Source organism: Streptomyces sp. RP5T (genome assembly GCF_003933965.1).
In the GTDB taxonomy this organism is placed as follows: Bacteria; Actinomycetota; Actinomycetes; order Streptomycetales; family Streptomycetaceae; genus Streptomyces.
In genome coordinates this window covers 1-19,948 of record NZ_RSAJ01000108.1, presented here as the reverse complement: position 1 = coordinate 19,948, position 19,948 = coordinate 1, and the positions used below count along the sequence as shown (strand labels likewise).

The 19,948-nt window shown below is 71.5% G+C and carries 20 protein-coding genes; 9 read left to right on the top strand and 11 right to left on the bottom strand.

Going from position 1 to position 19,948, the window contains the following annotated elements:
* Positions 1–251: 251 nt before the first annotated feature.
* Positions 252–707 (bottom strand): hypothetical protein, encoded by a 456-nt coding sequence (locus EHS43_RS14365; RefSeq protein WP_125191164.1) that lies wholly within the window; start codon positions 705–707, stop codon positions 252–254.
* Positions 708–887: 180 nt separating this feature from the next.
* Between EHS43_RS14365 and EHS43_RS14360 the strand changes: the two genes are divergently transcribed.
* Positions 888–1,862: a GlxA family transcriptional regulator gene (locus EHS43_RS14360; RefSeq protein WP_125191163.1), complete on the top strand. Its 975-nt coding sequence runs from the start codon at positions 888–890 to the stop codon at positions 1,860–1,862.
* Positions 1,863–1,886: 24 nt separating this feature from the next.
* On the opposite strand, the gene EHS43_RS14355 is transcribed toward EHS43_RS14360, so the two are convergent.
* On the bottom strand, positions 1,887–2,129 hold the full coding sequence (locus EHS43_RS14355; protein ID WP_125191162.1) for a DUF5133 domain-containing protein: 243 nt from the start codon (positions 2,127–2,129) through the stop codon (positions 1,887–1,889).
* 173 nt (positions 2,130–2,302) lie between these two features.
* On the opposite strand from EHS43_RS14355, the gene EHS43_RS14350 reads away from it, so the two are divergent.
* Positions 2,303–2,653, top strand: coding sequence for a hypothetical protein (locus EHS43_RS14350; RefSeq protein WP_125191161.1), 351 nt, complete (start codon positions 2,303–2,305; stop codon positions 2,651–2,653).
* A 28-nt stretch (positions 2,654–2,681) separates the two neighbouring features.
* Here the strand turns inward: EHS43_RS14350 and EHS43_RS14345 are convergent, their stop codons facing one another.
* The 3 genes from EHS43_RS14345 to EHS43_RS14335 form a co-directional block, all read right to left on the bottom strand.
* A complete protein-coding gene (locus tag EHS43_RS14345; protein WP_125191160.1) occupies positions 2,682–4,448 on the bottom strand; it encodes an ABC transporter ATP-binding protein in 1,767 nt (588 codons plus the stop codon).
* Positions 4,449–4,536: 88 nt separating this feature from the next.
* A complete protein-coding gene (locus EHS43_RS14340; RefSeq protein ID WP_125191159.1) occupies positions 4,537–5,079 on the bottom strand; it encodes a hypothetical protein in 543 nt (180 codons plus the stop codon).
* A gap of 28 nt (positions 5,080–5,107) precedes the next feature.
* Positions 5,108–5,683 (bottom strand): ATP-binding protein, encoded by a 576-nt coding sequence (locus tag EHS43_RS14335; protein WP_260470525.1) that lies wholly within the window; start codon positions 5,681–5,683, stop codon positions 5,108–5,110.
* 192 nt (positions 5,684–5,875) lie between these two features.
* Between EHS43_RS14335 and EHS43_RS14330 the strand changes: the two genes are divergently transcribed.
* Together EHS43_RS14330 and EHS43_RS14325 are read left to right on the top strand one after the other, a co-directional pair.
* The gene (locus EHS43_RS14330; RefSeq protein WP_125191158.1) at positions 5,876–6,097 is read left to right on the top strand and encodes a DUF397 domain-containing protein; all 222 of its coding nucleotides are present in this window, start codon (positions 5,876–5,878) and stop codon (positions 6,095–6,097) included.
* A gap of 129 nt (positions 6,098–6,226) precedes the next feature.
* The gene (locus tag EHS43_RS14325; protein ID WP_125191157.1) at positions 6,227–7,144 is read left to right on the top strand and encodes a helix-turn-helix transcriptional regulator; all 918 of its coding nucleotides are present in this window, start codon (positions 6,227–6,229) and stop codon (positions 7,142–7,144) included.
* A 9-nt stretch (positions 7,145–7,153) separates the two neighbouring features.
* Here the strand turns inward: EHS43_RS14325 and EHS43_RS14320 are convergent, their stop codons facing one another.
* From EHS43_RS14320 to EHS43_RS14310, 3 genes are all read right to left on the bottom strand, one after another.
* On the bottom strand, positions 7,154–7,885 hold the full coding sequence (locus EHS43_RS14320) for a class I SAM-dependent methyltransferase (RefSeq protein WP_125191156.1): 732 nt from the start codon (positions 7,883–7,885) through the stop codon (positions 7,154–7,156).
* 42 nt (positions 7,886–7,927) lie between these two features.
* Positions 7,928–8,746: an SAM-dependent methyltransferase gene (locus EHS43_RS14315; protein ID WP_125191155.1), complete on the bottom strand. Its 819-nt coding sequence runs from the start codon at positions 8,744–8,746 to the stop codon at positions 7,928–7,930.
* A 101-nt stretch (positions 8,747–8,847) separates the two neighbouring features.
* Complete coding sequence (locus tag EHS43_RS14310) at positions 8,848–9,705, bottom strand: aldo/keto reductase (RefSeq protein ID WP_125191154.1); 858 nt, start codon at positions 9,703–9,705, stop codon at positions 8,848–8,850.
* 258 nt (positions 9,706–9,963) lie between these two features.
* Here EHS43_RS14310 and EHS43_RS14305 point away from each other — a divergent pair, with 258 nt between their 5' ends.
* Positions 9,964–10,863, top strand: a complete 900-nt coding sequence (locus tag EHS43_RS14305) for a Gfo/Idh/MocA family protein (protein WP_125191153.1) — start codon at positions 9,964–9,966, stop codon at positions 10,861–10,863.
* A 573-nt stretch (positions 10,864–11,436) separates the two neighbouring features.
* Here the strand turns inward: EHS43_RS14305 and EHS43_RS14300 are convergent.
* Entirely contained in the window at positions 11,437–12,333 is an 897-nt protein-coding gene (locus EHS43_RS14300; protein ID WP_125191152.1) for a GNAT family N-acetyltransferase, read from the bottom strand.
* Between the two features lie 349 nt (positions 12,334–12,682).
* On the opposite strand from EHS43_RS14300, the gene EHS43_RS14295 reads away from it, so the two are divergent.
* Complete coding sequence (locus EHS43_RS14295; protein ID WP_125191151.1) at positions 12,683–13,873, top strand: glycoside hydrolase family 64 protein; 1,191 nt, start codon at positions 12,683–12,685, stop codon at positions 13,871–13,873.
* A 56-nt stretch (positions 13,874–13,929) separates the two neighbouring features.
* Entirely contained in the window at positions 13,930–15,009 is a 1,080-nt protein-coding gene (locus EHS43_RS14290) for a PP2C family protein-serine/threonine phosphatase (RefSeq protein WP_125191165.1), read from the top strand.
* Here the strand turns inward: EHS43_RS14290 and EHS43_RS14285 are convergent.
* Positions 14,966–17,215 carry an MMPL family transporter gene (locus EHS43_RS14285; protein WP_125191150.1) on the bottom strand — a complete coding sequence of 750 codons (2,250 nt, stop codon included), beginning with the start codon at positions 17,213–17,215 and terminating at the stop codon, positions 14,966–14,968. The two genes, EHS43_RS14290 and EHS43_RS14285, sit on opposite strands and share 44 nt — an antisense overlap.
* 172 nt (positions 17,216–17,387) lie before the next feature.
* On the opposite strand from EHS43_RS14285, the gene EHS43_RS14280 reads away from it, so the two are divergent.
* Both EHS43_RS14280 and sthA read left to right on the top strand, forming a co-directional pair.
* Positions 17,388–17,594 carry a hypothetical protein gene (locus EHS43_RS14280; RefSeq protein WP_125191149.1) on the top strand — a complete coding sequence of 69 codons (207 nt, stop codon included), beginning with the start codon at positions 17,388–17,390 and terminating at the stop codon, positions 17,592–17,594.
* A gap of 206 nt (positions 17,595–17,800) precedes the next feature.
* On the top strand, positions 17,801–19,204 hold the full coding sequence (sthA, locus tag EHS43_RS14275; RefSeq protein WP_125191148.1) for a Si-specific NAD(P)(+) transhydrogenase: 1,404 nt from the start codon (positions 17,801–17,803) through the stop codon (positions 19,202–19,204).
* 6 nt (positions 19,205–19,210) lie between these two features.
* Here the strand turns inward: sthA and EHS43_RS14270 are convergent, their stop codons facing one another.
* Complete coding sequence (locus EHS43_RS14270; protein ID WP_125191147.1) at positions 19,211–19,693, bottom strand: DUF5709 domain-containing protein; 483 nt, start codon at positions 19,691–19,693, stop codon at positions 19,211–19,213.
* Positions 19,694–19,948: the final 255 nt, after the last annotated feature.

The window sequence follows — 19,948 nt, the reverse complement described above, 5'->3', positions numbered from 1 at the left end:
GGCATCAGGGACTGCAGCGGCCGCATGACGTACTCCAGTTCCCTGCGTACGCGCTCGGCCTCCCTGCGGGTCAGAGCGGGGACGTCGCCGCGCTCGGCGACGAGTCGGTCGTAGATGGGGGAATCCTGGAACACCCGTCAACGCGCCTTTCGTTTTCGCGTGCCCACGCGCATGGGCATGGTTGACGAGTCTAGGCGCCTCCACGCACCGACGTGCGAATTCCGGTGTCGGGCTTGACGGCGCGCGGCCGGTCATGCGCCGGTCGTGGACCCCGGGCGGACGATCATGAGGACGGTCACGGTCGCCCACAGAAGGTTGAAGACGCCCGTGAACATGGCCAGTTGGGCGGTCGCGCGGCGCTCGACGCTCCCCTGTCCGGTCAACTCCTCGATCAGTTCGCCCTGCCGGGGAAGAACGAAGGCGGCGAGGACTCCGGCGGCCGCGGCGGTCAGGGTCATGGAGGCGGTCAGCCACGCGTCGCCCAGGACACCCATCGCGGCTCCGGTGGCGACACCGAGGACGGGGACCGCGATGCCGACGCCCGCGTAGACGCGGCAGATGCGGTGCAGCAGCCGTACCGTGGCGATCCCGGTCTCCTCCGCGTGGGCCCTGCGGGCCGCGGGCGGGAACATGCTGGCCGCGACGGTCACCGGCCCCACGGCCACGACGGCGGCGAGGACGTGCAGGGTCAACAGGAACTTGGTCATGGGGTCGCGTGTCCTTCTCCGGCGCGGTCGGCGGTGCCCGTCCACGCTAGGAACCCGCCGGGTGATCACACAGGGGCTGAAACGACAGCTTCCAACGAGTTCCCGCCAAGCCACCCAGTAGGGGTTCCTGCCCAAGCCCCTGGTCGTACGGTTGGCGGGAATCCGCCTATCGTGGCGGTCATGCATTCCGTGGTGATCCTGGTCCTCGACGACGTGGTGCCGTTCGACATGGCGGCGCCCATGCAGGTCTTCGACTGGACGCGACTGCCCGACGGCCGCCCCGCCTACCGGGTGCGGCTGTGCGCCGAGACGCCCCAGGTCCGCGCGGACGGCGGCTTCAGCCTGCGGATCGAGCACGGGCTGGAAGCTCTGGCGGAGGCGGACACGATCATCGTGCCCGGGCGCTCCCCGGTTGCCCGACCGCCCTCCCCGCGGGTCCTCGCGGCGCTGCGGGAGGCCGCGGCGGCCGGGACCCGGATCGCGTCCGTGTGCGTGGGCGCGTTCGTGCTGGCGGAGGCCGGACTCCTGGACGGGCTGCGTGCCACCACGCACTGGATGGCGGCGGACGACCTGGCGGCCCGCTTTCCCGCCGTCGAGGTCCAGCCGGACGTGCTGTACGTCGACAACGGCGAGATCCTGACCTCGGCGGGCGCCGCCGCGGCACTCGACCTGTGTCTGCACATGATCCGCCGGGACCTCGGCTCCGCGGTCGCCGCCCACGCCGCCAGGATGTCGGTGATGCCGCTCGAAAGGGAGGGCGGACAGGCCCAGTTCATCGTGTACGACCACCCGCCCGTGCCCCGGGGTTCGACACTGGAGCCGGTCCTGGAGTGGGCCGAGGACAACCTGGCCCACGAGATCACCCTCGGGGCGATGGCCGCCCGCTCGGGAATGAGCGAGCGCACCTTCAGCCGCCGCTTCCGCGAACAGACCGGCAGCACACCGCTGCAGTGGCTGCTGCGGGCCCGGGTACGGCGTGCCCAGTACCTGCTGGAGACCACCGACCACCCGGTGGAACGGATCGCGCGGCAGGCGGGGTTCGGCTCCCCCACGGCGTTCCGGGAGCGCTTCCGCCGGGTCGTCGGCACCACCCCGCAGGCCTACCGAGCGGCCTTCCACGCGAAGGACGCCGTCCCGGCGGTGGCGCGGTCCTGACCGCCCGCCGGGCCCGGCGTGGTCTCATCCCGCCAGTGGCAGGCTGTTCTCTGCGTCCGGGTCCGCGCAGCCGGCGGCCGGCAGCAGGGCGTCGGCCCTGGCGACCGCCTCGCGGACATCGGTGGTGCCCATCATCACGCACAGCGTGTAACTGACGTCCTCCAGCTCACGAGCCGTCGCCGGCGTCTCCCTCTCCGCCTGCGCGATCCTCAACGACGCGTAACGGGTCAGCAGGGTTCTGACGGCCTTCGGGTCCGGAATGAGCACGAAGCGCCCCTCTCTCGATTTTTCGCTGCGTATGCCCCCTCCGCACCGGCCCAATCCCGTCCGCCGCTCCGCGGCACGCGATTGGCGCAATACCGTGCGGGCGGACCCGCTTCCCGAAGGGCCGCAAACCGTTGAACAAGGGGCATCCCTCGCACCATGAACGGTATACGCCCATGAACCGCTCCGCTGGTCTCCTCAGCGCCCTCTATCTCGCGACGAGCGCCGGACTCGCCTGGACCGCGGTCCACGCACTGCGCCACGACCCCCCGTGGGCCGTGTGTCTGTTCGCCGCCGCGAGCCTGGTCCCGGTCATCGCGGTCGTGCGCGAGAGCGTCCTGTGCGAGCAGCGGCGCGCATCGGCCGAAACACGCGGACGGCCGGACGGGGCCGGTGCGGAGGCCGCCGACGCCATCGTGCGCGCCGAGCTCGACACCGCGTGCTGCGAACGCTGGTGGACGAGCTGCGGCACCGACCACGACTCGACGTGCCCGCGCCGGATGCCACGCAGCAGCAGCGCGGCCTGAGACACGGTCCCGGGCGCCCGGGCGGGTTTCAGGCGAGTTGTCCGGCGTGCAGCGCGGTGTAGGCCCCGCCGCGGCGCAGGAGTTCCTCGTGGGTTCCGGTCTCCAGGATCCGGCCCTCCCCCATGACCACGATCCGGTCGGCGCCCCGCACGGTCGACAGCCGGTGCGCGACCACGAAGGTGGTCCGTCCGTGCAGCAGCCGGGCGAGCGCCTGCTGGACGAGCGCCTCGGAGCGGGTGTCCAGGGCCGAGGTCGCCTCGTCGAGGACGAGCACCCGCGGATCGCGGATCAGGGCGCGCGCGATGGCCAGGCGCTGGCGCTGCCCGCCCGACAGCCTGGCCCCGCGCTCGCCGACCAGGGTGTCCAGGCCCTGCGGCAGGCGGTCGACGAACTCCAGCGCGTTCGCGTCCCGCAGCGCCGCGCGCACCGCCTGCTCGTCGGCGTCGTCCATGCCGTAGGCGACGTTGTCGCGGATCGTGCCGTCGAACAGGATGGACTCCTGCGGTACCACGGACAGGAAGCGCCGGTAGGTGCGCAGGTCGAGGGTGTTCATGTCGGTCCCGTCGAGCAGCAGCCGTCCCGAGGTGGGCCGGATGAAGCCGATGACGAGGTTGAGGACGGTGGACTTGCCCGCGCCGGACGCGCCGACGAGGGCGACGGTCTCGCCGGGGGTGACGGAGAGGGTGAAGTCGCGTACGGCGGGCCGTCCGTGGTCGTACGCGTGGCTCACGCCCCGGAACTCGACGGCCCCGCGCACCGAGTCGACCTCGGTCCTGCCCTCGTTGTCCTCCAGTTCGGGCGCCTGGAGCACCTCGCCGACCGAGCGGACGGACTCCAGACCCTTGGTGATGACCGGGGCCAGCCCCGCCAGCGTGGTCGTGGAGTTGGTGAGCGTGGTCAGGAACGCGCTGAGCATCACGACGTCGCCGGGGGTGACGCCCCAGACGCCGTAGTACGACACCAGGGCGGCACCGGCGAGGACCAGCACGCCGACCACGTTGAGCACGACCCAGGCCAGCGAGCCGAAGCGGCCGTTGACGAGGTCGAGGCGCATCCCCGAGGTCAGTAGGCGGCGCAGGGTGCCGTCCATGCGGCGCAGCGCCTTGCCCTCCAGGCCGTGGGCACGGGTGACCGGGATGAGGCGGGTCATCTCCGTGACCCGGGACGACAGGGTCTCGACCTCGTGCCGGAAGCGCTCGTTGTGGGTGCGCAGCCGGGCCCTGAGGCGGGCCACGACGAGGGCCGCGGCGGGCACCACGACGAGGAAGACGGGCACGAACTCCGGTGTCCGCACCGCGATGATGGCCAGTCCGCCGATCAGCACCGTGGTGGCGCCGAGGCCGGTCTCCGCCGTCTGCTGCACCATCTGTTCGACGGTCTCGACGTCCCGCACGACCTTGGCCTGGAGCACACCGGCGCTGACCCGGGAGTGGTAACCGATGGACAGCTGCTGCATGCGGGTGCACAGGGCGGAGCGCAGGGTGGTGCCCATGCGGCGGACGCTGCCGTACAGGAGGCGGACGTAGAGGAGGTGCAGGGGGTAGTTGACGAGCAGGATGAACAGGATGACGCCGGTTCTCGTCCAGAGCCGGCTGATCGGCTGGTGCTGGACGACGGTGTCGATGATGGACGCGGTGATCAGGGGCAGCAGCCAGATCGGGCTGTGCTTGACGGTGAACACCAGGACGGCACCGCCGAGTCGGCGGCGGTCGGCGCGGAGCAGGTAGGCGAGCGTGCGGATCGGGTGTTCGCCCCGGTAGCGGTGGTCGAGTGGTCTTTCCAGCGACGATGCCATCGTCGGTGGTCCTTCCGGTTGCCGTATGGAGGGCAAGCGCTTTCTGCCCCTCGTCGGCAAGGACTACACCAGGCGACGCCGCACACTCCTACTCGTCCAGAGTGCGGGCGAGTTCCGTGGTGGCATGGGCGATCTCGCGGTCCTCGTCGGCCATCAGCCGGCCGAGGTCGCCGCTCTTGGCGCGTACGGCCTGACGGGCCCGGCGCTCCCACACCACGGGGTTCTCGCGGTGGTTGAGCAGCTTGGGGTAGACCGCCGCGGTGGTCTCCCACTGGCGGGCGCCCGCGATGCTCCTGAGCAGCTGGATGATCTCCGCCCGGCAGGTCACCTGGGGCAGTTGGGCGAGCTCCCAGAGGAAGGGGACGGTGGCGGCGGTGGCCTGCTCCACGACGAAGCCGTACTGGCAGATACGCCTGCGCAGGTCCGCGAGCGCGGCGCCGGCCGTCTCGGGGTCCCCCCAGGCGACGCTGTTGAGGAGCAGGGGGATGGCCGCGGCGCAGCCGGTGGAGTCCTGGATCTCGCCCCAGGGGACCCGGCTCAGCGCCGCGAGGGGCGTGGTCCGCGCCACCCCGGTCGTGGTCACGGGGCAGCTGGTGCGCTCGTTGCTCGGCTGGTCCGGAGCGGTGCGCATGGCGTGAAACCTTTCCGCGGCGGTCATGTCAGGGAGGAGGGGCGGTCGACAGCTTGGCCCAGACGGTCTTGCCGGCCGGAGGACGTGAGGTCCAGCCCCACTCCTGGGCCAGGGCGTCGACGATGTACAGGCCCCGGCCGTGCTCCCGCAGGGCGGTGACGTCACCGGGGGTGTACGCGGGCGGCTCGTCACCGGGGTCGGAGACGGTCACCAGCAGATGGGTGGGGTCGAAGGACAACCCCAGCCACACCTCGCCGGCACCTCCCGCCGCGGGCCGGGGCACCGCGTGGGCCACGGCGTTGGCCGCGAGTTCGGTGATCACGAGGGTGGCGTCGTCGCTGCGGTGGTCCAGGGACCAGCAGCTCAGCGTCTCCCGGGTGAAGGCCCGGGCCCGGGCGAACCCCTCCGCGCTGCAACTGACGAGCTGCGCGGCGGAGACGAGGGGGCCGGGCCCCGCCGGTCGCCGCCGCGGATCGGCGGGACCCGGACGCCGCGGGGTCTCGCCGGCCGGGCCCGCATCCTCCATCTCCGGCACAGCCTGGCTCGGCGGCCGGAGCACATGGTTCGCAGGTGACGACACGGCATCTCCTTGATGCGACGTCAAGACGGGGCGCCACCCCAGGGGTTGACGCCGGAGCTATTATCCACGCTGAAGGCGTCCGCGTGCAATTGCACGAGAAATTGCGCGAACGACGGGTGGGGCCACGGAGGTTGCGGAGGCGCGCCCCCACCCCGCCCCGCACGGCCGGGCACGGCGCCCGGCAAGATCGTGAACAGCAAGGAGACTGCGGTGCCAATGCAGAACGGAGTTCGGGCGAGTTCGCTCGACGCCCGCTGGGTCAAGAGCCGTCACAGCAACGCCGAGGGCAACTGCGTCGAAGTGGCCACCCTGCTCGACGGCGGGGTCGCGCTGCGCAACTCCCGCGATCCCGACGGCCCCGCGCTGGTCTACACACCGGCCGAGGTCGCGGCGTTCCTCGCCGGCGCGAAGGACGGGGAGTTCGACCACCTGCTGTGAGGATCCGGCGTCCGGGACGCACCGGGCCCCAACTCCCGTACCCACTCTGGTATCTACGGAATGGCGCGGTACGGCCACACTGCGTGCGATAGTGTGAGTCGTCTCTGTGCCGGTTTACTGGGAGTCAGGATGTCTGCCGCGTCCCACCGCATCTCCCGCCTGGAACCGTACCTGGACCGCACCGAGCCGGCTCCCACCCTGCTGAAGATGCTGGTCGGCGTCCAGTTGGCGGGCTTCCGCGAGGATGCCGGGCTCGCCCAGGACCAGGCGGCCCGGGCGCTCGGGTTCAGCCCGGCGAAGCTGTCCCGTATCGAGTCGGGCAAGGGCCGCAGGCCCCCGTCCGAGAGCGACGTGCGCGCCCTCCTGGAGCTGTACGGCACCGAGGACTACGAGTCCTCGGTGCTCCTCAAGCTGCTCCAGCGGGCCGGTGACCCGGGCTGGTGGCAGCGGTACGACAAGCGGCTGATGCCCGAGTGGTTCGACCGCCTGGTCGGGCTCCAGGAAGCGGCCGCGGCGATCCGTACCTTCGAGATCCAGTACGTGCCCGGCCTGCTCCAGACCCCGGACTACACCCGGGCGGTCGTGGAGCGCGGGCTGCCTGCCGCGGCCGCGAGCGAGGTGGCGCGCAGGGTCGAACTGCGCATGCGGCGTGCGCAGTTGCTGCTGCGACAGGACGCCCCACAGCTGTGGGCGGTGATCGACGAGTCGGTGCTGCTGCGGGTGCTGGGCAGCCGGGAGGTCATGCGGAACCAGCTCGCCCACCTCGTCACGATGGCCAAGCGCCCCAATGTCACCCTGCAGATCATCCCGCTGGACGTGACCAACGCCTCCGCCCCGGCCATCCCGATCACCTACCTGCGCTTCGGCGGGCTCGATCTGCCGGACGTCGTCTACCTGGAGCACATCAAGAGCGCGAACTTCCTGGAGGACCGGGACGAGACCGAGGAGTACCGGCTCGCCCTGGACCGGCTGGCGGACGACGCGCTCGAACCCCGCGCCTCGCTGCGGCTGCTGGAGAAGACGATGGAGGAGCGGTACGGCGACTGACGGCCGGCGTCAGTCGCCGCGCCCGAAGAGGCCCGCCCACAGGAAGGGTTCGCCGAAGCTGGGGGACCCGGGCGGCTCGTCGCGCATGCGCCGCAGTTCGATCTCGGTCAGGTCGCCGAAGATCCGGCGCAGGGAGTCGGCCGAGTAGGCGAGACCACCCTCCAGCCGGCCCTGCCGGTAGAACTCCGCGTCCGGCAGGTCCGATCCCACGGCCCCGTCGGCGAAACAGACGAGGCCGAAGCGGCCGCCGGGTGCCAGGTGCCGTTCGAGGAACGCCAGATGGCTGACACGGCGGTGCGGCGGCAGATGGTGGAAGCAGCCGGAGTCGTAGATCAGGTCGTAGGTGCCGCGCAGTTCGGTGCCCGACAAGGAGAACGCGTCCCCGCACACGAAGCGGATGTCGGCCGCCGACTCGCGCGCACGCTCCCCGGCCCAGGCGACGGCGGCCGGTGAGAGATCGACGGCGTCGACCTCGAAACCGAGGGAGGCGAGGTACAGGGCGTTGCGGCCCGGACCGCAGCCCAGGTCGAGGGCGCGGCCGGTGGTGACGAGGCCGCGGTCCAGGTACGACACCAGGTTCTCGTCCGGCTTCGCCGCGAAGAAGGGGACGGGTTTGGAGCGGTCGGAGTAGAAGCCGTCCCACCAGTCGCCGGCGTCCGTGGTCCAGCGATCGGCCTGGGGAGCGAACAGGCTGTCGAGGAGCTGGAGTACGTCCTCCACCGTCCGGATGCCGCGGTCCATTCGTGCCCTTTCCCCGTCACGCCCGAGGACGTTCGCGGACGGTCAGACCAGTCGCCCGACGCCGCCGAACTCGATCCACTCGTGGGTGAGCTGGCGGGGGGTCACGTCGGAGTCGGGGCGCCAGGTGGAGACCTCCACGAGGCCCGGTTCGAGGATCTCCAGACCGTCGAACCACTCCGCGACGTCCTTCTCCTGCCGGACCCGGCCCCAGTGGCCGTGGGTGGCCTTGTCCATGAAGTCGGTGACGAAGGCACGGACCTCGGGGTCCTCGCTGACCAGCTGGCACATCACCATGAAGCTGCCCGGCGCGAGCCGCTCGCGCACCCGGCGGGCCAAGGCGGCGGGCCCGTCCGTGTCACTGTCCGGGATGCAGTGCATGACCGAGTTGAAGAGCACGGCGACGGGCTGTGAGAAGTCGATCAGCCGCCGGGTGTCCTCGTGACCGAAGATCTCGTCGGTCTCCCGCATGTCCGCGTGGATGACGGCGGTCCGCTCGTCCTGCTCCAGCAGCGCGCGGCCGTGGACCAGCACCATCGGGTCGTTGTCGACGTAGACGACGTGGGTGGTGGGGTCGATGCGCTGGGCGACCTGGTGGACGTTGTCCTGGGTGGGCAGGCCGGAGCCGTGGTCGAGGTACTGCCGGATGCCGTACTCCGCCGACAGGGTCCGCACCACCCGCTGGAGGAAGCGCCGGTTGTTCACGGCGAGCCTGCGGGTGCTCGGGACGACCTTGTCGAGTTCCTCGCAGGCGGCCCGGTCGGCCGCGTAGTTGTCCTTGCCGCCCAGGTAGTGGTCGTACATGCGCGCGGCCGTGGGTACCGAGGCGTCGATCGACGTGGACAGCTTCTTACCGGTGCTCATTCTTCCCCCAGCTTGTGCCGTCAACTGGCCCGGCAGGACAGGGAGTCCATCCTAGGGACTCCGCTGTCGCCGGTGCCAGTCCGCACGGCGGCACGAGGGTTTCAGACGGCGTCCAGCTCCGCGAGTTCGTCCGCGGCGAGCACGAGGTCGGCCGCGGCGAGGGAGTCGCGGATCGTCTCGGGACGGCTCGAACCGGGGATCGGCACCACCACGGGCGACTTGGCGAGCATCCAGGCCAGGCAGACCTGCTGCGGGCTCACCCCGTGCTTCTCGGCGATCCGCGCGAACGGGGCGTGCGCCGAGCCCAGTTCACCCGCGCGGGAGATGCCGCCCAGGGGGCTCCAGGGCAGGAAGGCGATACCGAGTTCGTCGCACAGGCGCAGCTCCGGCTCGCTGGAGCGGAAGGCCGGGGAGAACTGGTTCTGCACGGAGACGAGCCGGCCGCCGAGGATCTCGTTGGCCAGCCGGATCTGGTCGGGGTTCGCGTTGGAGATGCCGGCCTGAAGGATCTTGCCCTCGTCGAGGAGGTCCCGCACGGCGCCGACGGACTCCTCGTAGGGGACGCGCGGGTCGGGACGGTGGAACTGGTAGAGCCCGATCGCCTCCGCCCCCAGTCGGCTCAGCGAGGCCTCGCAGGCCTCCTTCAGGTGCCGGGGGCTGCCGTCGAGCGTCCAGCTGCCGTCGCCGGGACGCAGATGCCCGCCCTTCGTGGCGACGAGGACGTCCTTGCCCCGCTCGTGGGAGGCGAGCGCCTCGGCGATCAGGGACTCGTTGTGACCGACCTCGCCGGCGTCGCGGTGGTAGGCGTCGGCGGTGTCGATGAGGGTCACGCCGGCGTCGAGCGCGGCGTGGATGGTGGCGATGGAGCGTTCCTCGTCGGGCCGTCCCTCGATGGACATGGGCATGGCGCCCAGACCGATCGCGCTCACTTCGACATCACCGATACGGCGGGTAGGCATGACCTCGGACCTCTTTCGCCTGTCACGCGGATCTGGGCTCCTCTCAGCCTGGCCGCGCACTCGGTGAAGGTCCAATAGAAGGATGAGAACGCATTCAGCGACACGAGTGCTGAATCCCGGGGCCGCCGCTCCCTCTCCGACCGGCGGGCGAGACGGGGTTGCGTGTCCGCGGTGCCCGTGTGACACCCTCGCCACGACCGGCAGCTGATCCGGGCCGGTCACCACGAGGTTCGGCAGTACGGCGAGAGAGGCGGCGTTATGCGCATCGGACTGCTCGGCACCGGCCCCTGGGCCAGGATGGCTCACGCCCCCGCGCTCGGCGCGCATCCGGAGCTGGACTTCGCCGGGGTGTGGGGCCGCCGCCCGGAGGCCGCGAAGGAGTTGGCCGACGAGCACGGCACGCGCGCCTACGACGATGTCGACGCGCTGTTCGCCGACGTGGACGCCGTCGCCGTGGCCCTGCCGCCGGCCGTGCAGGCCCCTCTCGCGGCGCGGGCCGCGCGGGCGGGGTGCCATCTGCTGCTGGACAAGCCCCTTGCCACGACGGTCGAGCGGGGGCGGGCGGTGGTCGACGCGGCACGCGAGACCGGGGTCTCCTCGGTGGTGTTCTTCACCTCGCGCTTCCTCGCCGAGACCGAGGCGTGGATCGCCGAACAGGCGGGCGTGGAGGGCTGGTTCACGGGGCGGGCCGAGTGGCTCGGGTCGGTCTTCACCAGTGACAGCCCGTTCGCCGACTCGCCCTGGCGGCAGGAGAAGGGCGCGCTGTGGGACGTGGGTCCGCATGCCCTGTCGGTGCTGCTGCCGGTGCTGGGCGAGGTCGGGGAGGTGGCCGCGGCCGCGCACGGCCCCGGGGACACGGTCCATCTGGTCCTGCGGCACACGGGCGGTGCGTCGAGCACCCTGACGCTGAGTCTCACGGCACCGCCCGAGGCGGCGGGCGCCGGCGTCGAGCTGCGGGGCGCGGGCGGTGTGGTCCGGCTCCCGGAGTCGTCCGAGGGCGTCGTCCCGGCGGTGATCCGGGCAGCCGACGAACTCCTGGCCGCCGCTCGCACCGGCCGCCCCCACCCGTGCGACGCCGCGTTCGGCCTGCGGGTCACGGAGATCCTGGTGGAGGCGGAGACCCTGCTGAGCGGCGGGCCGGGGGCCGCCACGGCGTAGAGGCCGGCCCGCTCCACTCGCAGGTCACCGGCGGTGGACCCAGGGCACGCGCGCGTGAAGCCACACCTGCCGAAGCGGACCACGCCGACACGCGCCGACCAGGGGACCACCACGACACACAGGCCGGGCCTGGACACCGGCCAGTCGCATCCGCCGGGCTCCACTCCACCCCCACGTCACCGGCGGCGGTGGGCCCAGGGCACGCGCGCGTGAAACCACACCTGCCCAAGCGGAACACGCCGACACCCGCCGCCGGGCCCCACTGCGCCAGGCGGACCATCGAGATCCCCGCCGAGGCGCAAGGACCCGGCTGAGCGGCGGCCCCGAGACCAACCGCGGAGTAGCGCCCCGCCACTTGGCCCGGAGCACGCCACGCATACCGGTCAGGAGCGCCCGTAGGCAAACCCGGCCACCCAGCAGGCCACCGTGACTCCGCCGAGGCGAAGACCCTGCCGAGCGGCGCCCCCGCCCAAGAAGGTCACGCCGACTCGCCTCGGTCGACCACACCTGTGCCCCGCCGCTCCACCCCGACCAGGAACTGTGGCCCGGCCTCGCGCGGACCCGAACCGCGGCTCAGGCGGTCTGCGGCAAGCGGTAGTTGTGGCGTTCCCGTACGACGGGGTAGCCCGCCTTGGTGAAGTTCGCGGCCATCGGGAAGTTCCCCCGGTCGGTCGCGGCGGAGACGAACTCGGCGCCCCGCTCGACCAGGTAGTGGGTGCACTCGGCGAGCAGGTCGAAGGCGTAGCCCTGTCCGCGCTGTTCCGGCACGACACCGATGAATCCGACGCAGGGCCCCGACGGGTTGTGCAGCGGGATGTGGACCCCGGCCACCTCGCCCTGCGGGGTGTACGCGATCTGCCACCACTCGCGGGGCGAGGGGCACCAGTGGAAGAAGTCGAGTTCCTCCTGGGCGGCCCGGTCGAGTCCGCCCTCCTCGGCGGCCTTGAGGGCGTGCGCGTCGAGGGTGGCGGAGTGGATGCGGCGCAGCAGGCCGAAGAAGACCGCGTCGTCCGGTTCGGGCCGGAACTCCAGCCGTCCGGGCCGCTCGGGCAGTCCGTGCTCCGGGGTCCAGCGGTACAGGAACCGCTCGACCAGGAGCTCGTAGCCGGCCCCGCGCACGGCGGCGAGGCGGGACTCGGCGGCGGTGCGCAGGGCGGGGTCCTCGCGCCAGCCCGCGGGCAGGTTCATCTCCAGCTCGACCTGCCAGGGCGCGGAGCGCAGGAGCTCGGCTCCGGCCTCCTCCTCCCCTTCTGCCACGTCGAACCAGTTGATGTTGAGGGGAACGGTGTCGTCGGGACCGCCCCACCAGGCGCCGCGTGCCACCACCTCGCCGTCGCGCAGGGCGACGCGCTTCCAGTCGGGGCGGTGGTGCGTGAGCCGGTGGGACTCACGGGCGCCGAGGGGGTCGGGCAGGGCGTCGAACAGGTGGGCGTCGCTCTCGTCGAGCGCGCGGATGACCAGATCGGTCATGGGTGGATTCCTCCGGGATGCGTACTGCGGGGAGCGCTCCCGGTCAGACGAAGCACGCCGGGGCCACGGAGAGGGAGCGCTGAAGGCTGGTGTACTGCACGGCACTCGCCTCCTTCCGCTGGTCTCGGGGCGTGACAGTTCACGTTAACGGTTCCTCGAAAGCGGCGTCCATCGGATTGCGTCCATCGGTTTTCGCGACACGGAACCGGTGTCCCAGCCTCCGCTTAAACGGTCCTTAAGGCCGCATTAAAGCGCTGTCCGCCCTGTGGGCCGCGGCGTCCGCCGTCCGTACCATCGAGCCTCACCCCCATCGTGAGAGCGCTCTCAATCCATCGAGGAGACCCCCCACATGACACCTCGTCACCAGCGTCACGTCGCCCGCCGCAAGGTCCTCTTCGCGCTCGGCGGCGCGATGGCGGCCGCACCCGCCGTCGCCGCCCTGGCCCCCCACGCGCTCGCCGACACCGACCGCACCGCGGCTGCCGGCTCCCTGCCGCTGACCGTCGTCAACGACACCGGCGTCTTCGACGACGCCGACGTCCACGTCTACATCGTGGGCAACCAGGACGGCAGGCAGGTCCGTGTCACCCCGGACGGCACGCTCGCCCCGGTCGCCCTCTCCGACAACGGCGCCGACGGCTACACCGACTACGCGATACCCCTGGCCGCGAGCGGCGGATCCGGGCTGTCCCTCCCCCACCTGTCCGGCCGGATCTACGTGTCCCTGGGCGCGAAGCTGAAGTTCAAGGTGGTCACCGACGGCAACGGCAACCCGGCCCTGCAGTACCCGGCGGGCTGGGTGGCCTCGGACCCCAACTATCCGGTGCTGCACGATTGCGCCGAGTTCACCTACAACCCGTCGGGCATGTTCTGCAACACGACGATGGTGGACATGTTCAGCGTGCCGCTGAGCATCCGGCTGACCGGGGCCCAGGACCAGACGACGGGCACCCTGCGCGCCTCCGGGCGGGCCGGTGTCTTCGCCGCTCTGCGCGAGGTCGAGGAGTTCGCGCCCCTGGTCGTGGACGACAGGCGGGTCATCGCGCCCGGTCACGGTCTGGACGCCGGTCTCTTCCCGGCGGACTATCTCGCGCCGTACATCGACGAGGTGTGGAGCGCGTACACCGGCAAGGAGCTGACCGTCACCACGAACGCGGGCACCTTCACCGGCCGGGTGCGCGGCGGGCAGCTCGTGTTCGACGGGCCCGCGCAGGTGTCCTTCGCCCGTCCCTCGACCCGTGACGTGCTCTTCTGCGACGGCACGCTCGCCGCCCCCAACGACGGCACGACCGGCCCCGTCGCCGCGGTGCTCGGTGCCGGGTTCAACCGGTCGACGCTGGTGAGCTCCGCCGCCCAGCCGGCCACCGATCCCGCCGCCTTCTACCGCACCGCGCTCACCAACCACTACGCCAAGGCCGTGCACGCGGCCACGGCGGACGGCAAGGCGTACGGCTTCGCCTTCGACGACGTGGCCGACTTCGCCTCCTACGTCCAGGACACGGCTCCGACGGGGATCCGGCTGACGCTCACCCCGTTCTAGACGCCGTTCCGCGTGCGGGGCCGGGCGGGTCGTAGCAGCGTGGTGGTGTGAGGCGAGTGCACGAGGGGGACCGGCGGAGCTGGCTGCGGGGCGCGGAGCCGCCGGGCTGGGTGCGCGCGATGCCCGTCGTGCTGCTGGCGGGGGTGTGCGTGGCGGCCCTCGTGAGTCCCGATCCGCTCGACATCGGGTTCCTGCTGGGCGCGATCCCGCCGCTGGCCGTGCTGTCGTACGGACCGCTGGCGACCGCCGTGCTCGGCGGGCTCGTCGTGGTCGTGCTGAACGTGCCGGCGTTGCGGCTGAACAATCCGGGCAACACCGATCTGCTGACCGTCGTCTTCGTCGCGGCGCTCAGTGTGCTCGTGTCGTTCGTCCGGAGCCGGCGTGACGCCCAGCTGGTGACCGAGCGCGCGGTCGCGGAAGCAGCGCAGCGGGCCGTCGCGCCGCCGTTGCCCGAGCGGGTGGCGGGCGTGCGGTGTGCGGGGCTGTACCGGGCCGCGCAGAGCGGGACGCTGGTCGGGGGCGACTTCTTCGACGTGCGGGAGGGGCCCTGCGGGGTGCGCGCGGTGATGGGCGACGTGCAGGGCCACGGGCTGTCGGCCGTCGCCACCGTCGCCTCGCTGCTGGGGGCCTTCCGGGAGGCGGTGCTGGACCGGCCGGACCCCGAGTCGGTGGCCGCGCGGCTGGATCGCCGGCTGGTCGTCGACTCCGCGGCCGTGCGGCACTCGGAGCTGTTCGCGACCGCGGTGGTGCTGGAGTTCGGCGCCGGCTCGACGGCCGTACGGATCGTGGCCTGCGGACAGGCCGGCCCGGTCCTGCTGCGCGACGGGCGGGCCGTGGAGCTCGACGTCCCGGTGGGCACCCCGCTGGGCATCGGCCTGTCCGACGCCTCGCCGCCGACCGGGGTCTCGGTGTCGCTGCGGCCCGGTGACCGGCTCTTCCTGGCCTCGGACGGCGTCTGGGAGGCCCGGAACGCCGACGGGGCCTTCTATCCGCTGCTCGACCGGATCGCCGGGTTCGCGGGTGACCTGCCGGAGCTCGTCGAGCGGGTCTGGGCCGACCTCGTCCGCTTCGCCCCGGATCTCCAGGACGACGTCACGATGCTCGTTCTCGCGCCTGCGCCCCCGGAACCCCGCTGACCTCACTGTCCGTCTCGTGCTCCCCCTCGGCGTCGATGTGCGGGAGGATCCGGTCGAGCCACCGGGGTGTCCACCAGGCGTGGGGACCCAGCAGGGTCATCACGGCCGGGACCATGAGCAGCCGTACGACGGTCGCGTCGATCAGCACGCTCACCGCGAGGCCCAGTCCGAGCATCTTGACCACGATGTTGTCGCTGACGATGAACGCGGCGAAGACGCTCACCATGATCAGCGCCGCGCAGGTGATGACCCGGGCGGTGATCTCCAGGGCGTGGGCGACGGACGCCTTGGCGTCGCCGGTGCGCAGCCAGGCCTCGTGGACCCGGGAGAGCAGGAAGATCTCGTAGTCCATGCTGAGCCCGAAGATGATCGCGAACATCATCATCGGGACGTAGCTCTCGATGGGCACCTTGCCGGAGACGCCGAGCGCGGGGCCGCCCCACCCCCACTGGAAGACGGCGACGACCACGCCGTAGGAGGCGGCGATCGACAGGACGTTGAGGACGGCCGCCTTCACGGCGACCAGGAGCCCGCGGAAGACCGCGAGGATGATCAGGAAGGCGAGGGCGACGACCACGCCGATGATCAACGCGAGCCGGTCGGCGACGATGTCCCGGAAGTCGACCTGGGCGGCGGTCGTGCCGGTGACGTACCCCTTGGCGTCGGTGCCCTTGACCGCGGCCGGCAAGGTGGTGTCGACCAGGCGGTTGGAGAGGTCCGTGGTGGTGGCGCTCTGCGGTGACTGCTCGGAGTAGACGGTGGCGATCAGGACGTCCCCGTCCTTGGTGGGGGTCAGCGAGGTCACGGCGGCGGCGCCGGACACGCCGGAGAGGGTCTTCTGCGCCTGGGAGGACAGGGCCGAGCGCTGGGACGACGGTACGGACGTCTGGTCGATGACGACGGTGAGCGGGCCGTTGGAGCCGGGCCCGAAGGCGTCGGTCATCAGGTCGTAGGCCCGCCGGTCGGTGAAGGAGGTGGGGTCGGCGCCGTCGCCGATGTGGCCGAGCTGGATGGAGAAGACCGGGATGGCGAGGACGACGACGACCGACACGCCCGCGGCCAGGTACTGCCAGGGCCGCCGCTCGACGCGCTGGGCGTAGCGGTGCCACATTCCGTGCGGTGTCTCGCCCTCGGGGGCGTCGGTCTCGGCGACCGGCCGGCGCACCCGGTAGCGGTCGATCCGCCGGCCGATCAGGCCGAGCAGGGCCGGAACCAGGGTGAGGGCGCCCAGGACGGCGGAGACGACCGCGACGGCGCCGGCGAGCCCGAGCAGCCCGATGAACGTCACCCCGGACGCGGACAGCCCGGCCAGGGCGATGATCACCGTGCAGCCGGAGACGAGCACGGCGCGTCCGCTGGTGGCGGTGGCCCGGCCCGCCGCGTGGACCGGATCCCTGCCGTCCATGAGGCCCTGCCGGTGACGGGTGATCTGGAAGAGCGCGTAGTCGATTCCGACGCCGAGTCCGAGCATGGTGGCCAGGGTGGGCGAGACGGTCGCGAAGGTGAACGCCGCGGCCAGCAGGCCCAGGCAGGCGAGTCCCCCGAGCACGCTGATCAGCGCGGTGACCAGGGGGATTCCGGCGGCGATCACACTGCCGAAGCCGACGAGCAGCACGACGATCGCCACGGCGAACCCGATCAGCTCGCTCACCCGGTCGTCGGGGGCGGGCCGCGCCAGTTCACCGAGGGGCCCGCCGTACTCGACGTCGGCCCCGGCCGAACGCAGCGGCTGTACGGCCTGGTCGACGCCGTGGAGGTACCCGTCGCCCAGGGTCGAGGGCTGGACGTCGAAACGGACCGTGATGTAGGCCGTCTTCCCGTCCGACGACAGCGGACCGAACTTCGAGGCCGGTGTCGACAACGGGTTCTGCGCCGACAGGACGTGGGGCAGTTTCTGCAGATCGGTGACGGTCGTGGACATCTGCGAGCCGAGCGAGGAGATCGCCTTGTCACCGTCGTGCAGCACGATCTGGCTGCTGTAGCCGCCGGCGGCCGGGTCGTGCTCCTTCAGCACGGCGAGGCCCTTCTGCGACTGGGCGTCGGACAGGGAGAAGTCGTCGGAGTAGTCCCCGCCGAAGGACCTGTTGAGCACCTGCAGGGCGACCACGGCCACGAGCCAGGCGATCAGGACGATCACGAAGTGCCGGGCGCACCACTCCCCCAGTCTGCGCAGAACGCCCTTGGGGCTGCTTCGCGTGTCGGCCATGGCATCGCCTTCCCTGCCGCACCGGGGGCAGCATTTCCATTACACGCTTTCCCGATCATCCGGGCATCCCGGGCTCTCGGGATGCAGGGTCGGCCCGGGCGTTGAATGGTGATATCGGACCCGTTGACAGCACCGGGACCGCACAGCGATCCGGATCCGAGGAGCTGAGATCATGCCGACGTCACAGCCCGACGTGTCAGGGCCGCCCGAGGACCGCGCCACCCCGGACGACCTGCTCCACGCCCGCACCGGCACCGAAGTGTCGCCGGAGGACCTCGTCCTTGCCTCGGGCAAGGACATCACCCCGCACAGCCTCGAATGGGCGCGACGCAAGCTGGAGGCGGAGGGCGCGGCGGCGCTCGACAAACTGCTCCCGTAGCGGCGAGGTGGTGCTCGGCCGTCCCGGGGCTGTCGAGCACGCCCGCACCCTGCGGCGACCGGGGCCGCCCGCGACCGAGCCGCCCCGGCTGCAAGGCTGTTCAGGGCGGCCGGCGGCAACTCCCCTGGATCCGCGCCGAACCGGAGTCGCGACGGTTTTCCGCTCACCCTTTCGGAAGGGGCCCCACGACTGCCAGACTTCCGAGGGTGCCCGACTTCGACATGCTTGTCATCGGATCCGGTCCGGGCGGCCAGAAGGCCGCCATCGCCGCGGCCAAGCTGGGCCGCCGGGTCGCCGTCGTCGACCGCCCCGACATGGTCGGCGGGGTCTCCATCCACACTGGCACCATCCCCTCCAAGACCCTGCGCGAGGCGGTGCTGTACCTGACCGGCCTCACCCAGCGCGACCTGTACGGCCAGAGCTACCGGCTCAAGGAGGACATCACCGTCTCCGACCTGACCGCGCGCACCCAGCACGTGGTGGGCCGGGAGGTCGACGTCATCCGCAGCCAGCTCTCCCGCAACCACGTCTCCCTGCACAGCGGCACCGGCCGTTTCGTCGACCCGCACACCGTGGCCCTGCGCGAAGTGACCGGCCACGAACGGCTGCTCAGCGCCGAGAACATCGTCATCGCCACCGGCACCCGCCCGGCGCGGCCGGACAGCGTGGAGTTCGACGGCCGCACGATCATGGACTCCGACAACGTGCTCGCCCTCGAACGCGTCCCGCGCTCCATGGTGATCGTCGGCGCCGGGGTCATCGGGATGGAGTACGCCTCCATGTTCGCCGCGCTCGGCAGCAGGGTGACGGTCGTGGAGAAGCGGGCCGGGATGCTCGACATCTGCGACGTCGAGGTCATCGAGGCGCTCAAGTACCATCTGCGCGACCTCGCCGTGACGTTCCGGTTCGGTGAGACCGTCGCCGCGGTCGAGCGCCACGCACGCGGCACCCTCACGATCCTGGAGAGCGGCAAGAAGATCCCGGCCGACGCGGTGATGTACTCGGCCGGCCGGCAGGGCCTGACGGACGAACTGGACCTGGACAAGGCCGGTTTGTCCGCCGACAGGCGCGGCCGGATCATGGTGGACGAGCAGTACCGCACCGAGGTGCCGCACATCTACGCCGTGGGAGACGTGATCGGCTTCCCGGCGCTGGCGGCGACCTCCATGGAGCAGGGCAGGTCGGCCGCCTACCACGCGTTCGGCGAGCCGGTCGGGCAGATGCACCGCCTGCAGCCCATCGGCATCTACACCATCCCGGAGATCAGCTTCGTCGGGCGCACCGAGGACCAGCTCACCGAGGACAGCGTGCCCTTCGAGGTCGGCATCTCGCGGTACCGCGAACTCGCCCGCGGGCAGATCATCGGGGACTCCCACGGCATGCTGAAGCTGCTGGTCTCGCCGGTGGACCGGACCCTGCTGGGGGTGCACTGCTTCGGCACCGGGGCCACCGAACTGATCCACATCGGGCAGACCGTGATGGGCTGCGGGGGCACGGTCGACTATCTGGTCGACGCGGTGTTCAACTACCCGACGCTCGCCGAGTCCTACAAGGTCGCGGCGCTGGACGCCACGAACAGGCTCCGGCAGATCGACCGGATCGGGGACTGAGGCCCGTCACAGTCCCTCGGGGTCCTCGACCACGTGCACGGCGGCCTCCTCGGCGCCGGCCGCGCCCGCGTCGATGCCCACGTCCGTGGCGACCTCGTCCTTGGTGGTGGTGGGGTGGGCGCCCTCGTCGGGGGCGACGAGGCGTCCGGCGCGGTCGGCACCGGCCTGCGGGTCGATCGGCTCGCCCTCCCCGCCGGGCAGGTCGCCGATCTCGTCGCCGAGGGGCTCGGTCCTCTCGGGGACCTCCTGGGCGAGGCGTTCGTCGAGGCTCTCGCCGTCGTGCTGTTCGGCGGCGGTGGTGCCGTACCGGGTGACGCCGAGGGGCTTCTCGGGCGGCGAGTAACCCTCGTCGAGGGTGTCGTCGTAGGTTCGTTCGTCGAGGGCGTCCTGGAGGTCCAGCGGGGACGCGTCCTCCTGCTCCTCGTTGGTGCCGGTGGGCTGGTAGGCGTCGTCGGCCATCGGCTCGGCAGATGTCGGTTCGGTGCCCATGGGCTGCCTCCCTCGCGCGTCGGGTGCGGTTCCGTGCGATGTCCTGATCCGCGTTTCCCCGTATGCGCTCCCCAACCTCAAAAGGCTGCTGGAGTAAGGCATTCCACAGCCGGAAGGTTACCCCCCAGTTAATCTTGAAGGGTCAAGGGATAGGGCTATCATCACTCGCACACACGGAGTGACCGCTCGTCCACGCAGCGGCCGCACGGCCCTCCACATCCCTTGGTTCCTCGCTTCACCGCCCCTGCCCGAGGC

Coding starts and splice junctions, on each gene's coding strand:
- EHS43_RS14295 (WP_125191151.1), top strand. CDS start 12,683: ATGACACCTCGTCACCAGCGTCACGTCGCCCGCCGCAAGGTCCTCTTC.
- EHS43_RS14350 (WP_125191161.1), top strand. CDS start 2,303: ATGAACCGCTCCGCTGGTCTCCTCAGCGCCCTCTATCTCGCGACGAGC.
- EHS43_RS14330 (WP_125191158.1), top strand. CDS start 5,876: ATGCAGAACGGAGTTCGGGCGAGTTCGCTCGACGCCCGCTGGGTCAAG.
- EHS43_RS14345 (WP_125191160.1), bottom strand. CDS start 4,448: ATGGCATCGTCGCTGGAAAGACCACTCGACCACCGCTACCGGGGCGAA.
- EHS43_RS14340 (WP_125191159.1), bottom strand. CDS start 5,079: ATGCGCACCGCTCCGGACCAGCCGAGCAACGAGCGCACCAGCTGCCCC.
- EHS43_RS14305 (WP_125191153.1), top strand. CDS start 9,964: ATGCGCATCGGACTGCTCGGCACCGGCCCCTGGGCCAGGATGGCTCAC.
- EHS43_RS14310 (WP_125191154.1), bottom strand. CDS start 9,705: ATGCCTACCCGCCGTATCGGTGATGTCGAAGTGAGCGCGATCGGTCTG.
- EHS43_RS14315 (WP_125191155.1), bottom strand. CDS start 8,746: ATGAGCACCGGTAAGAAGCTGTCCACGTCGATCGACGCCTCGGTACCC.
- EHS43_RS14285 (WP_125191150.1), bottom strand. CDS start 17,215: ATGGCCGACACGCGAAGCAGCCCCAAGGGCGTTCTGCGCAGACTGGGG.
- EHS43_RS14280 (WP_125191149.1), top strand. CDS start 17,388: ATGCCGACGTCACAGCCCGACGTGTCAGGGCCGCCCGAGGACCGCGCC.
- EHS43_RS14320 (WP_125191156.1), bottom strand. CDS start 7,885: ATGGACCGCGGCATCCGGACGGTGGAGGACGTACTCCAGCTCCTCGAC.
- EHS43_RS14270 (WP_125191147.1), bottom strand. CDS start 19,693: ATGGGCACCGAACCGACATCTGCCGAGCCGATGGCCGACGACGCCTAC.
- EHS43_RS14325 (WP_125191157.1), top strand. CDS start 6,227: ATGTCTGCCGCGTCCCACCGCATCTCCCGCCTGGAACCGTACCTGGAC.
- EHS43_RS14360 (WP_125191163.1), top strand. CDS start 888: ATGCATTCCGTGGTGATCCTGGTCCTCGACGACGTGGTGCCGTTCGAC.
- EHS43_RS14365 (WP_125191164.1), bottom strand. CDS start 707: ATGACCAAGTTCCTGTTGACCCTGCACGTCCTCGCCGCCGTCGTGGCC.
- EHS43_RS14300 (WP_125191152.1), bottom strand. CDS start 12,333: ATGACCGATCTGGTCATCCGCGCGCTCGACGAGAGCGACGCCCACCTG.